The sequence below is a fragment of the Neorhizobium sp. PAMB6630 genome (assembly GCF_058242775.1).
The window spans coordinates 3427641-3442024 of the sequence record NZ_CM177836.1 but is presented as its reverse complement, the minus strand read 5'-3'; the positions used below and the strand labels follow the sequence as shown (position 1 = coordinate 3442024).

Genomic DNA, 14384 nt, shown 5'->3' with positions numbered 1-14384 from the left:
GACATGGCTGCTTGATGGCCGGCACGCTTAAAAAGCCGGTTGCAGCCAGAATTCACACAAGCCCATGACGGGAGATCACAATGAACATCCTGAAGCTTTCCGCAGCTGCCCTGGTGGCATCTGTCGCATTTGCAGGCGCCGCTGCCGCACGCGACCAGATCCAGGTTGCCGGCTCGTCCACCGTTCTGCCTTATGCCAAGATCGTTGCTGAAACTTTCGGCGAGACCTTCCCGAACTTCAAGACCCCGGTCGTTGAATCGGGCGGCTCCGGCGCCGGCCTCAAGGAATTCTGCAAGGGCGTCGGCGAAGCCACCATCGACATCGCCAATGCCTCGCGCCCGATCAACAAGTCCGAACTGGAAGCCTGCAAGGCTGCCGGCGTCACCGACGTTCAGGAAGTTCGCATCGGTTATGACGGCATCGTCTTCGCTTCGGCTTCCAGCAATGGCGACATGAAGATCGAGCCGAAGGACCTCTACAAGGCGCTGGCCGCTGAAGTTGTCGTCGACGGCAAGCTCGTTGCCAACCCCTACAAGAACTGGTCGGACGTTAACGCAACGCTGCCGAAGGGCCCGATCGCTGCCTATATCCCCGGCTCCAAGCACGGCACCCGCGAAGTCTTCGAAGAGAAGATCATGACGGAAGGCTGCAAGGAATCCGGCGCTGCTGAAGTCATCAAGGCTGCCATCACCGATGCCAAGCAGGCTGCTGCCAAGTGCGTCGCCATCCGCAAGGACGGTGCTGCTGTTGATATCGACGGCGACTACACCGAAACGCTCGCTCGCATCTCGGCCAACAAGACCGGCCTTGGCGTGTTTGGCCTGGCCTTCTACGAAAACAACATGGACAAGCTGAAGGTTGCAACCGTCAAGGACGTTGTTCCGTCGACGGAAACCATCTCTTCCGGCAAGTATCCGGTCTCGCGTCCGCTGTTCTTCTACGTCAAGAAGGCACACCTGGGCGTTATCCCGGGCCTCAAGGAATACGTCGAGTTCTTCATCTCCGACGCCATGGTCGGCCCTGACTCGCCGCTGGCCGAATACGGCCTGGTTGCTGCTCCGGACGCAGAGCGCGAAGCTGTTCGCAAGGCCTTTGCTGCTGGCAAGACCATGTAATTTCCAAGCTTGCCGGCGGAAGATGCTTCCGCCGGCAAGTGCCTTATGGCGCCGTCCGGCATTGGCCGGATGAAAACCTGACTGTTTGCTAACACCTGTTTTTACCAAAATTTAGTCTGCTTCAATGAATGAAGCCGAACGGCGCATGGCACATGCTGCCGAACAGGCGGTGGCTGGGGGATTTAATGAGTACATCAATGCTCCTTCTGACGACGGCGGTGATAGCCATTCTGGGCTATCTTGCCGGCACGCGGCGTGCGCTTGCACTCTCCGGTGGCCGGTCGTCGAACATGCATTCAAGACCGGGCTATTACGGCTCGTTCGTCGCCGTCTGGGCGGGCCTTCCGGCGCTCCTCGTCCTTGCCGTCTGGCTGATCGTCTCGCCGGCGGTCATCAATAACGTCGTGCGCAACGATTTTCCGGCGGATGCGCTGGCGGAATCGGCTGCGACGCAGAGCCTCAACTTCGGCATGATCGAGGGCATTGCACGCGGTCTCAATGCGCTGTCTGCCGAAGAAACGGCGCAGGCTGAGCGCAATCCGGACGAACTTCGCGCGCTGATGGGAAGCCGCGGCGTGGCCATCGCCGGCGAGCCGCAAGCCTATATGGTCAAGGCCGCAGTCGACCTGAACCGCCTGCGCGCGCTGAATGGCTGGGCAACCGCCTTCATCGTCACGATCATCGCGCTTATCGGCGGCTTCGTGTCCTATCGGATGATCAAGCCGCGTTTCCGGGCGCGCAACCGCGTCGAACATGTCATTCTGGGCAGCCTTATCGTTGCCTCCTCCATTGCCATCCTCACCACTGTCGGCATCGTTGCCTCGATGCTGACGGAAGCGACGCAGTTCTTCCATGCCGTGCCGGCCTGGGAATTCTTCTTCGGAACGGTGTGGGATCCGCGTTTTGCGGCGGCCGGTTCTGGCGGTTCGGAAGGCCAGTTCGGCCTCATCCCGCTCTTGCTCGGTACGCTTTATATCGGCTTCGTCGCCATGCTGTTTGCCGTGCCGGTCGGCCTGTTCTCGGCCATCTACATGGCCGAATATGCCTCGCCGCGGCTGCGCGCCATCGTCAAGCCGCTTCTCGAAGTGCTCGCCGGCATTCCCACCATCGTCTACGGCTTTTTCGCGCTGACGACGGTTGGACCTTTCCTGCGCGATATCTCCGCGCAGATCGCAGGCCTGACGACTGGAAACTATACCAGCTTTATCCAGGCGCAGAGCGTGCTGACCGCCGGCTTCGTCATGGGCATCATGCTGATCCCCTATGTGTCCTCGCTGTCGGATGACATCATCACCGCTGTGCCGCGTGCCATGCGTGATGGTTCGCTCGGTCTTGGTGCCACACGGTCCGAAACGGTCAAGCGCGTCATCCTGCCGGCCGCTCTTCCGGGCATCGTCGGCGCCCTCCTGATGACTGCTTCGCGCGCCATCGGCGAGACAATGATCGTAGTGCTTGCCGCCGGTGTTGCCGCCCGCATGCAGCTTAATCCCTTTGAGCCGATGACAACGGTAACGGTGAAGATCGTCAACCAGTTGACGGGCGATCTGGAGTTCACCTCGCCGCAGACGCTTGTTGCCTTTGCGCTTGGTATCACGCTGTTTGCCATCACGCTTTGCCTGAACATCTACGCGCTCTATATCGTGCGCAAATACCGGGAGCAGTACGAATGAGCCAGGTTGTCACGCCTTCGGCCACTCCGGCCGCCGCACGCCCCCGCGTGCGCCGCGACATCGGCATCAAGCGTCGTTACGCCGCCGAACGTCGTTTCCGCGCCTATGGCATCGCCGCCATTCTCTTCGGCCTCATCTTCCTGTTCATGCTGCTGACCTCGGTCGTCTCCAAGGGCTATACGGCGTTCCAGCAGACGATGATCACGGTGCCAATCGAGTTTTCCGAGCAGGTGATCGATCCCAACAATGAGCGGGCAACCAATCCGCAGAAACTCCTCACGGCGAACTATCCGGTGCTGGCCCGCAATGCGCTCGCCAAAGTGCTCGGCGTTGCCGAAAACGACCGCACCAAGATGCGCGAAGTGGGCCAGATGCTGTCAGACAGCGTGCGTGCCCAGCTGCGTGACCTCGTGGTTGCCAATCCCTCGATCATCGGGACGACGCAGAGCGTGCGTCTTCTGGCAGCCGGCGATCTCGACTCCGCCTTCAAGGGGCAGATCGATCTCGACGTGACCGAGAGCAACCGCAAGATCTCCGACCAGCAGGTTGGCTGGATGAAGCAGATGGCCGAGGCCGGCACGCTTGCCAAGCATTTCAACACGGGCATCTTTGTGAACGGCGCCTCCAGCCGTCCGGAAGCAGCCGGTGTCGGTGTGGCGCTGATCGGTTCGTTCTACATGATGCTGATCGTACTGGTTCTGGCTCTGCCTATCGGCGTTGCCGCGTCCATCTATCTTGAAGAGTTCGCCCCGAAGAACCGCTTCACGGACCTCATCGAGGTCAACATCAACAACCTGGCAGCCGTTCCCTCGATTGTTTACGGCCTTCTCGGTCTTGCGGTGTTCATCAACTTCATGGGCCTGCCGCGTTCGGCCTCGCTGATCGGCGGCCTGGTGCTGACCCTGATGACGCTGCCGACGATCATCATCGCCACGCGTGCGGCGCTGAAGGCTGTGCCCCCGTCCATTCGGGCAGCAGCGCTCGGGCTTGGCGCCTCCAAGATGCAGACGATCTTCCATCACGTTCTGCCGCTTGCGATGCCGGGCATCCTGACGGGCACCATCATCGGTCTGGCCCACGCGCTCGGTGAAACCGCGCCGCTTCTCCTGATCGGTATGGTCGCCTTTGTCGCCAACTACCCGACCACGCCGCTCGATCCGTCGACGGCCTTGCCGGTGCAGATCTACATGTGGGCTAACGAGGCGGAACGCGCCTTCGTGGAGCGCACCTCGGGAGCAATCATCATCCTGCTCCTGTTCCTGATCGCAATGAATGTTGGCGCAATCCTCTTGCGTCGTCGCTTCGAACGGCGTTGGTAGAAGGACCCGGACCATGAACATGATGTCGGAAGCAGCAGTTGAAAAGGCTCTGGATCAGAAAATGAATGACGTTTCCTACAAGATGGTGGGCAAGGACGTTTCTGTCTATTACGGCGAGAAGCGGGCCCTCTTCGACGTAAACCTCAATGTCCGCGAGAACACGGTGACGGCGCTGATCGGCCCTTCGGGCTGCGGCAAGTCCACCTTCCTGCGTTGCCTCAACCGCATGAACGATACGATCGAAAGCTGCCGTGTCACCGGGCGTATCACGCTCGATGCCGACGATATCTACGATCCGTCGATCGACGTGGTGGAACTGCGCGCCCGCGTCGGCATGGTGTTCCAGAAGCCGAACCCGTTCCCGAAGTCGATCTACGAAAACATCGCCTACGGTCCGCGCATTCACGGCCTTGCCCGCAACAAGGCGGACATGGACCAGATCGTCGAGGCAAGCCTGCAGCGTGCGGGCCTCTGGAACGAAGCAAAGGACCGCCTGCAGGAATCTGGCACCGGCCTTTCCGGTGGCCAGCAGCAGCGCCTCTGCATTGCCCGCGCCATTGCCGTTTCGCCTGAGGTCATCCTGATGGACGAGCCCTGCTCGGCGCTCGATCCGATTGCGACGGCCAAGGTGGAAGAGCTGATCCACGAACTTCGCAGCAATTACACCATCGTCATCGTCACCCACTCGATGCAGCAGGCGGCCCGCGTGTCGCAGCGCACCGCCATGTTCCATCTCGGCCAGCTGGTCGAGGAGAACGACACGGACAAGATGTTCACCAACCCGGATGATCAGCGTACGCAGGATTACATCATGGGCCGCTTCGGCTGATTGCCGTTACACCCATGCCCTTGCGCTGACACCCCTATCCGAGGACGCCAAATATGCCTTCGCACATCCTTTCGGCCTATGACGAAGACCTGAAATATCTGAACCGCCGGATTTCCGAAATGGGCGGCCTTGCCGAGCAGATGTGCGGCGATGCCGTGCGGGCGCTGGTCAATTCCGATGGCGCGCTTGCCCAGAAGGTCATCTCCGACGATGTGATCCTGGATCACGCTGAACGCGAGATCCAGGAAAAGGCGATCATCACCATCGCCAAGCGCCAGCCGATGGCGGCTGACCTGCGCGAAATCATCGGAACGCTGCGTATCGCTGCCGATCTGGAGCGCGTCGGCGACCTTGGCAAGAACACTGCCAAGCGCGTCATCGCAGTGCAGGGCACCGGCGTGCCGCGCAAGCTTGCTCGCGGCCTGGAACACCTGTCGGAGCTTGCGCTGGTTCAGCTGAAGGAAGTGCTGGACGTGTTTTCCAGCCGTTCCGTGCAGAAGGCCGAAGCCATTCGCCAGCGCGACGAGGAAATCGACGCGATGTACACCTCGCTGTTTCGCGAGCTGTTGACCTACATGATGGAAGATCCGCGCAACATCACGTCGTGCACGCATCTTCTGTTCTGCGCCAAGAACATCGAGCGCATCGGCGACCACGCCACCAACATCGCCGAAACCATCTATTACATCGCAACAGGTGCCCAGCCTGAAGGCGAGCGCCCCAAGGACGATACGTCCAACACGCTTGGTGCTGTGGCCGAGTAAGGCCATACTGACGGAGTGCCTGAACCATGCTGCCCAAAATTGCGGTTGTGGAGGACGAGGAAGCTCTCAGCGTCCTCCTGCGCTATAATCTCGAGGCCGAAGGCTACGAGGTCGAGACGATCCTGCGCGGAGACGAGGCGGAGATCCGCCTCCAGGAACGGTTGCCGGATCTGTTGATCCTCGACTGGATGCTGCCGGGCGTATCGGGCATCGAGCTTTGCCGGCGCTTACGCATGCGTCCGGAAACCGAACGGCTGCCGATCATCATGCTGACGGCACGCGGTGAGGAAAGCGAACGGGTGCGGGGCCTTGCCACCGGTGCCGACGATTACGTCGTCAAGCCGTTCTCGACGCCGGAACTGATGGCGCGGGTGAAGGCCATGCTGCGACGTGCTCGGCCCGAGGTTCTCTCCAGCGTGCTGCGCTGCGGTGATATAGAGCTGGACCGCGAGACGCACCGCGTTCACCGTAAAAGCCGCGAAGTGCGGCTTGGGCCGACGGAATTCCGCCTCCTGGAATTTCTGATGGCCTCGCCGGGCCGCGTCTATTCACGCTCGCAGCTGCTCGATGGCGTCTGGGGCCATGATATCTACGTGGATGAACGCACCGTCGACGTGCATGTCGGGCGCCTGCGCAAGGCACTCAACTTCTCCAACATGCAGGATGTGATCCGCACCGTGCGCGGCGCCGGATATTCGATGGAAGCCTGAAGCGCGTTCGTCACGTCTGATGAAACACGGTTTTGACGCCCGGCGGCTCTTGGCTCCGGGCGTTCTTTTGTCGGCTTTTTCAGGGTGTCTCCAGGCACAAAAAAACGGGCGCGAGGCCCGTTTTCAGAGTGCTGAGCGGCAAACGCTCGAAAAGATATCAGGCGCGGGCAGCAGCCGAGATGTTGGCAGCCTTACGACGCTCGTTGACCGGCTGGTAGGCGAGGCGAGCGTGATATTTGCAGTAGGGCGAGGTATCGGCAGAATCCGAACCGCAGAAGTGGAAGTCGTCCTTCAGGGGATCGCCCATCGGCCACTTGCAGGTGCGTTCCGTCAGGTCCGTCAGCGAAAGCTTACGCGACATCGGTACCACGACATTGCTCGGGGCGCGGAATTCCGTCGGCTGTACGGCCTCGACTTCCGGCGCTACCACGGCAACACCAACCGCATGGGGTGTGGTACGGGCAGGATTGGTTGTGGTGCGGGCCGCAAAGTTCGGGGCGCGCGGAGCAGAGGTGGTGCGCTTGGGCGCGGTGCGCGCCGTTGCCTGCGTGCCGCCGGCCTTGACGCGGCCTGGCAGGTTGAGACGGTGTACCTTGCCGATCACGGCGTTGCGGCTGACGCCGCCCAGCTGTGTTGCGATCTGGCTTGCGCTCAGGCCTTCGGCCCAAAGCCGCTTTAGTCTCTCGACGCGCTCGTCCGTCCAGTTCATGCCATCTCTCCGCCGTAGGGGCTGTGCGGACAGAATCGCTCACCTGCCGGCGGGAAGATTTCCTGCCGGACATACCATATATATGTGCTTGGTGACTAGTTCCGCCGCATGCAGTCTAGTAATTGATCTTTAACCTATCGACCCCGGGACTCGCTGACAAGAGTCGGCGGAATCGCGGCGAATCGATTTCAGGGTTTTCCCCAACTTGCTTTTAAGGCGAGTCTTTTTTGTCACAGCGCAAAAGCTTCGCGCAAGCCAGCCTCACGCAGCGGAAATCCCCTGAAATTCAAGCGATTTGTTGACAGTTGATCCTGAAATGCCGATAGTGCGCCAGCCGCCGCTTAAGGCGGCATTTTTAGTTTCTGGTTTGAATTCCGGCGGCCGTGCCGCCACAAGGGATTATCGTTGCCCAAGGAGTGATGTCGCCATGGCTGAAGCCGCACTTTTCGACACCTTTGCACGGGCTCCGCTGCGTTTCGTGCGCGGCGAGGGCGTCTGGCTCGTGACGGAAACGGGCGAGCGATATCTCGATTTCGGCGCAGGCGTTGCCGTGACCTCCTGCGGCCATTCCAATCCGCATCTGGTCGCGGCGCTGAAGGACCAGGCCGACAAGGTCTGGCACCTGTCCAACCTCTATGAAATTCCCGAGCAGGAACGGCTTGCCCGCCGCCTGACCGAGGCGACCTTTGCCGACAAGGTGTTCTTCACCAATTCCGGTGCGGAAGCGCTGGAATGCGCCATCAAGACGGCGCGTCGTTACCATTATTCCAAGGGCCACCCGGAAAAATTCCACATCATCACCTTCGAAGGCGCCTTCCATGGCCGCACGATCGCGACGATTGCTGCCGGCGGCCAGGAAAAATACATGGAAGGTTTTGGGCCCAAGGCGCCCGGTTTCGACCAGGTGCCGTTTGACGACATGGACGCGCTGAAGGCGGCCATCACCGAAAACACCGCAGCGCTGCTGATCGAGCCAATCCAGGGCGAGGGCGGCATCCGTGTGGTGTCGAAGGAATTCCTGCGTGAACTGCGCCAGATCTGCGACGACAACGGCATCCTTTTGATGTTTGACGAGGTGCAGTCCGGCGTTGGTCGTACCGGCAAATTTTTTGCCTATGAGGCAACCGGCATTACCCCCGATATCATGGCCGTGGCCAAGGGCATCGGCGGCGGTTTTCCCTTCGGCGCCTGCCTTGCCACTGCCGAGGCCGCCTCAGGCATGAAGCCCGGCGTTCACGGCACGACCTATGGCGGCAATCCGCTCGCCATGGCTGTCGGCAATGCCGTGCTCGACGTGGTGCTGGCCGATGGTTTCCTCGACAATGTGCGCGATGTGGCGCTGGTTTTCCGCCAGGGCCTTGCCTCGCTCAAGGACCGTTTCCCCGACGTGATCGAGGAAATCCGCGGCGAAGGCCTGATGCTGGGCGTCAAGGCGCGCGTGCCCGCTGGCGAACTGGCGCTGGCCATGCGCGAGGAACATCTGTTGGGCGTTCCCGCCGGCGATAACGTCATTCGTCTGCTGCCGCCGCTGGTGGTCACGGCGGAAGAGGCCCGTGAGGGCATTGCGCGCATCGAGCGTGCGGCCGAAAAGCTCAGCCGCGAACAGTTGAAGAAAACGGCCTGACGGGCTCTTTCGTAACGCAAGGGCCGCCGGACGGCGCCCCGATGGATTGGACCATGGCATCACCTAAGCATTTTCTCGATCTCTCGGCCGTTTCGTCCGGGGAGCTGCGCACCATTCTCGATGACGCCCGCACCCGCAAGCAGGCCACCAAGGCCGGCACGGCGGACAAGCCGCTGGCCGGCAAGATGCTGGCGATGATTTTTGAAAAACCCTCCACCCGCACGCGTGTCTCGTTTGATGTCGGCATGCGCCAGCTGGGCGGCGAAACGCTGTTTTTGTCGGGCACGGAAATGCAGCTCGGGCGTGCCGAAACCATTGGCGATACCGCCAAGGTTTTGTCGCGTTATGTCGATGCCATCATGATCCGCACCACTGACCACACGCGCCTGCTGGAGCTTGCAGAGCATGCGACGGTGCCCGTCATCAACGGTCTCACCGACGAAACGCATCCCTGTCAGATCATGGCCGACCTTCTGACCTTCGAGGAACATCGCGGGCCGGTGGCGGGCAAGACCTTCGCCTGGACAGGCGATGGCAACAACGTGCTGCATTCCTTCGTGGAAGGCGCTGCCCGTTTCGGCTATCAGATGAACATGGCTGTGCCGCTGGGTTCTGAACCCTCCGACAAATATCTCAACTGGGCGCGCAACAATGGCGGCGACGTCAAGCTGTTTCATGATGCAGAGCGCGCCGTCGATGGCGCCGACATGGTGGTGACCGATACCTGGATCTCGATGAACCAGGAACACAAGGCGCGCGGCCACAATGTCTTCCAGCCATACCAGGTCAACAGCCAGCTGATGCAGCGCGCCAATGCCGATGCACTGTTCATGCACTGCCTGCCGGCCCATCGCGGCGAAGAGGTGACTGACGAGGTGATCGACGGTCCGCAGTCCGTCGTGTTCGACGAGGCGGAAAACCGCCTGCATGCGCAGAAGTCGATCCTGGCCTGGTGTTTTGGCGCCGTCTGACGCTTTTGGGCGAGCGGCTTGATTTGACGGTCGGGCCACCCCATCTGTCGGCTTTCCAATCGCGCCCGCACCCCTGCCGGTTCGGGCGTTTCAAGATACATCGTCGGCCTCTTTGCCCGGTCAGCGGTTCCGCTCGGCCGCCTTATGTGCGAAATGGGTGCTCCGGCGCGAAGGAGTAAGTCATGGCAGAAGCTGTAGTGGACGTGAGCGAACTTAATCTGGCGGGCGATGACCGCGTTATCCCGTTCCAGGTCGAGGGACTGGATGTGCGCGGCCGCGCCGTACAGCTCGGGCCGCTTCTGAACACCATTCTCGGCCGTCACGATTATCCGGCACCGGTTGCCCGGCTGCTGGCGGAAGCCATCGTCCTCACGGCGCTGATCGGCACATCGTTGAAATTCGACGGCCGTTTTACCGTGCAGACGAAGGGGGATGGTCCCGTCGATCTGCTGGTTGCCGATTTTTCGAGCCCTGAAAGCCTGCGCGCCTATGCCCGTTTTGACGAGGAAGCGCTGGAGGCTGCGGTGAAGGCTGGGCGCATTTCGCCGCCAGAACTGCTGGGAGAGGGATTTCTCGCGTTCACCATCGACCAGGGCCAGGGCATGCATCCCTATCAGGGCATCGTGCCGCTGGACGGTTCGTCGCTCGAGGAGATCGCCGGGGTCTATTTCCGCCAGTCGGAACAGATCCCGACCAAGGTGCGCCTCGGCGTGGCCGAACTGATCGACCGTGATGAGGCGGGCAAACCCCGCCACAACTGGCGGGCCGGCGGCGTTCTGGCGCAGTTTCTGCCGCAGGCGCCCGAGCGCATGCGCCAGCAGGACCTGCACGGCGGCGATGGCGACGAGCGCGACATCGACCACCTTGCCTCCGACGATGCCTGGGCCGAAGCCAGCATGCTGGTGCAGACCGTGGACACCGACGAGTTGACCGATCCGCTGGTCGGTATCGAGCGGCTGCTGTTCCGTCTCTTCCACGAACGCGGCGTGCGCATCTTCGAACCGCAGGCGGTTCTCGATCGCTGCAGCTGTTCGCGCGACAAGATCAAGGGCGTGCTCTCCGGCTTTACCGCCGAGGAAATCACCGCAAGCGTCGAAGAGGGCGAGGTTTCCGTCACCTGCGAGTTCTGCTCGACCACCTATCGCTACGATCCATCAGAACTCACGCCGGCCTGATCGGACGGTGATGTGCCGTTCCCGTTCACGATGATGCCGTGAACGGGAGTGATCAAGGCGGCCTTGTTCAGGGGCTTGCGCATTCAAAGCTTTCCGCCTGGTTGAGGTCGCCGCTGCCATTGTATTTCGCGGCTTGCGGATAAGGGCATAGAGGCCGCTCCCGGACGATTTTCGACCCGTCCATCTGGCTTGCCAGGATCTGTTTCGGCGGCGTGCCGCGCTCCACCCAGTTCATCAGCGGTGTCAGCGCGTCGAAGGTATCCGTTCCGTAGCCCATCCGGCAATGGTTCATGCCAGGGACCATGAAAAGCCGATAGAAGTCTTCGGTCTTCTCCTCGCCCATCGTCTTGCGCACGGCCTCATAATAATTCACCCCCATCATCGGGTTGAGGGCAGGGTCTGCCCATCCGAAATAGGTGATCATGCGTCCACCACGCGTCGCAAAGGCCGAAAGGTCCGGATCGGTGGCATCAAGGATCTGTCGAATGGCCTTGATCTGCGGATACTTCGCGTCGAAGTCGAAGGTCTTCCAGTCGATGTCCTTGCCGGACGCTGGCAGCATTGCCATGTTCCTGAGGAAGGTTTCGCCATAGGCCAATTGCCGGCTGGGGCCGTCTTGCGACACGATCCACAGGTTCCAGCCGCTTTCCCCTTTTGGGTCCAGTCCCTCGACACCCCAGGGAACGCCTGGAAACACCGTCTTGCCGCCGATCTGAACGCCATCGGCAATGGTTTGCAATGCCTGTGCCTGCGCTTCGGTGAAGCACTGGTCGCCACCTTCTCCTGCCGCGCAGATCGGCAGGTCTTTGCGCGGGTCGAACTTGCATTGACGGGGATCGGTGATCAGCCCGTCGGATGCGCCATCCAGCCCGTCGCACTGGTTCATCACCGCTTTGGCTAGAACCGGCAGCTGTGCCGGGGAAATGGGTGCTTTTTGAAGGGCGCGGGCGTTCCAGACGCCCCACACCTGCGTGTCGGTGAAGTTCAGAACCGGTGCGCCCGCGATAATGCCGTCGAAATCGGCCGGATAACGCTGCGCTGCGATCAATCCCTGGCGTCCTCCGGTCGAGCAACCATCCCAATAGGAATAGGCGGCCGTCTTGTCATAAAAGCGGCTTGCCATCTCCTTGGCTGCGGCCACAGTCACATGGACGGCCCGTGAGGCGTAATCGATCAGCAGATCCATATTGCCATCGGCAAAATCGCCGAGTTGGTAGGTGCGGGCATCATGGCCGGTATTCTGCTGGACTGTCATGAAGCCACGCGCCAAAGCCGCGTTGCGGGTGGCCACGCGCGAGGGGGCGGCCAGATCTTCGCCGGCATATCCGCCATTGCCGAACATGTAGAGCCGCTTGTTCCAATTGTCCGGAAGCGTCACCTCAAAGGCGATATGGGGCCGGATGAAGCCGGTCACATGGCAATGCCCGGGCACGTCACCGCTTTCTGCGACGTGCCGCGCAATCAGCTGGGTAATCTCGCCGAAACTTGCCCGGCTCAGCGCTTCGCATCCCATTTGAGGGGAAACCGCAGCAGGTGCCCAAGGGGTGCCGGGTGGTTGGTCTCTGAAGCTGCTGGCGTTCTGGGCATTTGCGCCACCGCCGGTGGCTAAAATCATCGCGGCGCTGCAAAGCAGCGGTATCATCTGTCGCATCAGTTCTCCTCCCAAAGACCACTGGACCGAAGAAATCTGTGCCTGTCTCATCAAAACGACAAATAGCGGTTTGGTCGCCACCTATAACCAAACGAGGCCGCATGGCCTCAGTTCAACACCCGCATCAGCCCCGGGCTATCCAGCGAAAACGCGGGTATGTCGACGTTGAAAATCTCGCCCTCGTCGGTTTCCATCTGGTAGTGGCCGAACATCACGCCGGAGGGCGTGTCGAGCGGGCAGCCGGAGGAATATTCGTAAGTGTCGCCCGGCTTCAGGCGCGGCTGTTCGCCGACCACGCCAGGGCCCTCGACCTCGTCCACCAGCCCGTTCTGGTCGGTGATGTTCCAGTAGCGATGGATGAGGCGCACGGTGAGGGTGGAATGGTTGGAGATGACGATGCGATAACCCCAGACATAGCGGCTGTCATCCGGATCGGATTGCTCCTCCAGATAATAAGGTTCCACCTCGACTTCGATATCCTTCGTCCGGGCCCGGTACATGCGCGATACCTTTACTCTATACAATGAGGGATATCGTACAGGATGGGCGCAAGGTCAAGAAATGCACCCATCCTTACAGTCACGAACTGGCGATTAACCCTGTTCCACTGCGCCTGACCGAAACGTCCCGGTGATTTTTACGCCGATACGGTGGCAAGAGCCCGCGTCAGATCGTCCACCAGGTCATCGGTGTCTTCAATGCCGCAGGAGAGGCGCAAGGTTCCGCCGGAAATGCCCAGTTCGGCGCGGGCCTCGTCCGTCAGGTTCTTGTGCGTCGTGGTCGCCGGATGGGTGATCAGGCTTTTTGCATCGCCGAGATTGTTGGAAATCTTGATGATCTCCAGCGCATCCTGCAGGGCAAAGGCTGCATCCTTGCCGCCCTTCAGCTCGATGCAGATCAGCGTCGAGCCGCCGGTCATCTGCTTGGCGATGATATCGGCCTGCGGATGGTCCTTGCGGCCGGGATAGATGACCTTGGCCACCTTCTGCTCGCCGGCGAGGAAATCGGCGATACGGGCCGCACTTTCCGTCTGCTGGCGCACGCGAAGCGGCAGGGTTTCAAGCCCCTTCAGCAGGGTCCAGGCATTGAACGGCGACATGGCCGGGCCCGTATGGCGGAAATAATCGTGCAGGTTTTCGTCGATCCACTGCTTGTCGGAGAGGATGACGCCACCGAGGCACCGGCCCTGGCCGTCGATATGCTTGGTCGCGGAATAAACGACGACATGCGCGCCGAGTTCCAGCGGCTTCTGGAAGAGGGGGGTCGCAAATACGTTGTCGACAACGACCTTGGCACCGATCTGGTTGGCAAGTTTTGCCACGCCGGCGATATCGACCACTTCCAGCGTCGGGTTCGTCGGGCTTTCGAGGAACATCACCTTGGTATTGGGGCGGATCGCCGCTTCCCAGTTGGCGAGATCCCGCCCGTCGATCAGCGTGCATTCGACGCCGTATTTCGGGGCAAGCGTTTCCACCACATAACGGCAGGAGCCGAACAGGGCGCGGGCGGCAACGATATGGTCGCCGGCCTTCACCTGGCAGAGGATGGCGGCGGCGACCGCTGCCATGCCGGATGCGGTGGCGCGCGCATCTTCAGCGCCTTCCAGCGCAATCATGCGCTTTTCGAACATGTCATTGGTGGGGCTGCCGTAACGGGCGTAGATGAAGCCGTCCGTCTCGCCCTTGAAGCGGGCTTCGGCGGCGGCGGAATTTTCATAGACGAACCCTTGCGTCAGATAGATCGCTTCGGAGGTTTCGCCATACTGCGAGCGCAGCGTGCCTTCGTGAACCAGTTGGGTTGCGGGGCGCCAGGTCTTGCTCATGCGTGTCACCATCTCGTAACAAAAA

13 protein-coding genes are annotated in these 14384 nt (G+C 61.0%); 9 read left to right on the top strand and 4 right to left on the bottom strand.

The window, feature by feature from the left end; all coding sequences use genetic code 11:
- Window positions 1-80 precede the first annotated feature (80 nt).
- From AC4CWF_RS16380 to phoB, 6 genes are all read left to right on the top strand, one after another.
- A complete protein-coding gene (locus tag AC4CWF_RS16380; protein WP_491282692.1) occupies window positions 81-1115 on the top strand; it encodes a substrate-binding domain-containing protein in 1035 nt (344 codons plus the stop codon).
- Window positions 1116-1300: 185 nt separating this feature from the next.
- Window positions 1301-2785 (top strand): phosphate ABC transporter permease subunit PstC, encoded by a 1485-nt coding sequence (pstC, locus tag AC4CWF_RS16375; RefSeq protein WP_491282691.1) that lies wholly within the window; start codon window positions 1301-1303, stop codon window positions 2783-2785.
- A complete protein-coding gene (gene pstA, locus AC4CWF_RS16370; RefSeq protein WP_491282690.1) occupies window positions 2782-4104 on the top strand; it encodes a phosphate ABC transporter permease PstA in 1323 nt (440 codons plus the stop codon). The genes pstC and pstA overlap by 4 nt, the downstream gene beginning before the upstream one ends.
- A gap of 13 nt (window positions 4105-4117) precedes the next feature.
- The gene (gene pstB / locus AC4CWF_RS16365; RefSeq protein ID WP_491282689.1) at window positions 4118-4933 is read left to right on the top strand and encodes a phosphate ABC transporter ATP-binding protein PstB; all 816 of its coding nucleotides are present in this window, start codon (window positions 4118-4120) and stop codon (window positions 4931-4933) included.
- A 53-nt stretch (window positions 4934-4986) separates the two neighbouring features.
- Window positions 4987-5697, top strand: coding sequence for a phosphate signaling complex protein PhoU (phoU, locus tag AC4CWF_RS16360; protein WP_491282688.1), 711 nt, complete (start codon window positions 4987-4989; stop codon window positions 5695-5697).
- Between the two features lie 26 nt (window positions 5698-5723).
- Window positions 5724-6407, top strand: coding sequence for a phosphate regulon transcriptional regulator PhoB (gene phoB, locus AC4CWF_RS16355; protein WP_491282687.1), 684 nt, complete (start codon window positions 5724-5726; stop codon window positions 6405-6407).
- Between the two features lie 157 nt (window positions 6408-6564).
- Here the strand turns inward: phoB and AC4CWF_RS16350 are convergent, their stop codons facing one another.
- Window positions 6565-7116: a GcrA family cell cycle regulator gene (locus AC4CWF_RS16350; protein ID WP_491282686.1), complete on the bottom strand. Its 552-nt coding sequence runs from the start codon at window positions 7114-7116 to the stop codon at window positions 6565-6567.
- Between the two features lie 427 nt (window positions 7117-7543).
- Between AC4CWF_RS16350 and AC4CWF_RS16345 the strand changes: the two genes are divergently transcribed.
- From AC4CWF_RS16345 to AC4CWF_RS16335, 3 genes are all read left to right on the top strand, one after another.
- Window positions 7544-8740 (top strand): aspartate aminotransferase family protein, encoded by a 1197-nt coding sequence (locus AC4CWF_RS16345; RefSeq protein ID WP_491282685.1) that lies wholly within the window; start codon window positions 7544-7546, stop codon window positions 8738-8740.
- A gap of 53 nt (window positions 8741-8793) precedes the next feature.
- The gene (gene argF, locus AC4CWF_RS16340) at window positions 8794-9711 is read left to right on the top strand and encodes an ornithine carbamoyltransferase (protein ID WP_491282684.1); all 918 of its coding nucleotides are present in this window, start codon (window positions 8794-8796) and stop codon (window positions 9709-9711) included.
- Window positions 9712-9893: 182 nt separating this feature from the next.
- The gene (locus tag AC4CWF_RS16335) at window positions 9894-10886 is read left to right on the top strand and encodes an Hsp33 family molecular chaperone (protein ID WP_491282683.1); all 993 of its coding nucleotides are present in this window, start codon (window positions 9894-9896) and stop codon (window positions 10884-10886) included.
- A gap of 67 nt (window positions 10887-10953) precedes the next feature.
- Here the strand turns inward: AC4CWF_RS16335 and AC4CWF_RS16330 are convergent, their stop codons facing one another.
- The 3 genes from AC4CWF_RS16330 to AC4CWF_RS16320 form a co-directional block, all read right to left on the bottom strand.
- Complete coding sequence (locus AC4CWF_RS16330; protein WP_491282681.1) at window positions 10954-12537, bottom strand: tannase/feruloyl esterase family alpha/beta hydrolase; 1584 nt, start codon at window positions 12535-12537, stop codon at window positions 10954-10956.
- A 107-nt stretch (window positions 12538-12644) separates the two neighbouring features.
- Window positions 12645-13037: a Co2+/Mg2+ efflux protein ApaG gene (apaG, locus tag AC4CWF_RS16325; RefSeq protein WP_491282680.1), complete on the bottom strand. Its 393-nt coding sequence runs from the start codon at window positions 13035-13037 to the stop codon at window positions 12645-12647.
- Between the two features lie 137 nt (window positions 13038-13174).
- Window positions 13175-14359, bottom strand: a complete 1185-nt coding sequence (locus AC4CWF_RS16320) for an O-succinylhomoserine sulfhydrylase (RefSeq protein WP_491282679.1) — start codon at window positions 14357-14359, stop codon at window positions 13175-13177.
- Between the last annotated feature and the right edge of the window lie 25 nt (window positions 14360-14384).

Bases quoted from the DNA above. Each gene is read 5' to 3' on its own strand.
- AC4CWF_RS16380 (WP_491282692.1), top strand. From the start codon at position 81: ATGAACATCCTGAAGCTTTCCGCAGCTGCCCTGGTGGCATCTGTCGCA.
- pstC (WP_491282691.1), top strand. From the start codon at position 1,301: ATGAGTACATCAATGCTCCTTCTGACGACGGCGGTGATAGCCATTCTG.
- pstA (WP_491282690.1), top strand. From the start codon at position 2,782: ATGAGCCAGGTTGTCACGCCTTCGGCCACTCCGGCCGCCGCACGCCCC.
- pstB (WP_491282689.1), top strand. From the start codon at position 4,118: ATGAACATGATGTCGGAAGCAGCAGTTGAAAAGGCTCTGGATCAGAAA.
- phoU (WP_491282688.1), top strand. From the start codon at position 4,987: ATGCCTTCGCACATCCTTTCGGCCTATGACGAAGACCTGAAATATCTG.
- phoB (WP_491282687.1), top strand. From the start codon at position 5,724: ATGCTGCCCAAAATTGCGGTTGTGGAGGACGAGGAAGCTCTCAGCGTC.
- AC4CWF_RS16350 (WP_491282686.1), bottom strand. From the start codon at position 7,116: ATGAACTGGACGGACGAGCGCGTCGAGAGACTAAAGCGGCTTTGGGCC.
- AC4CWF_RS16345 (WP_491282685.1), top strand. From the start codon at position 7,544: ATGGCTGAAGCCGCACTTTTCGACACCTTTGCACGGGCTCCGCTGCGT.
- argF (WP_491282684.1), top strand. From the start codon at position 8,794: ATGGCATCACCTAAGCATTTTCTCGATCTCTCGGCCGTTTCGTCCGGG.
- AC4CWF_RS16335 (WP_491282683.1), top strand. From the start codon at position 9,894: ATGGCAGAAGCTGTAGTGGACGTGAGCGAACTTAATCTGGCGGGCGAT.
- AC4CWF_RS16330 (WP_491282681.1), bottom strand. From the start codon at position 12,537: ATGCGACAGATGATACCGCTGCTTTGCAGCGCCGCGATGATTTTAGCC.
- apaG (WP_491282680.1), bottom strand. From the start codon at position 13,037: ATGTACCGGGCCCGGACGAAGGATATCGAAGTCGAGGTGGAACCTTAT.
- AC4CWF_RS16320 (WP_491282679.1), bottom strand. From the start codon at position 14,359: ATGAGCAAGACCTGGCGCCCCGCAACCCAACTGGTTCACGAAGGCACG.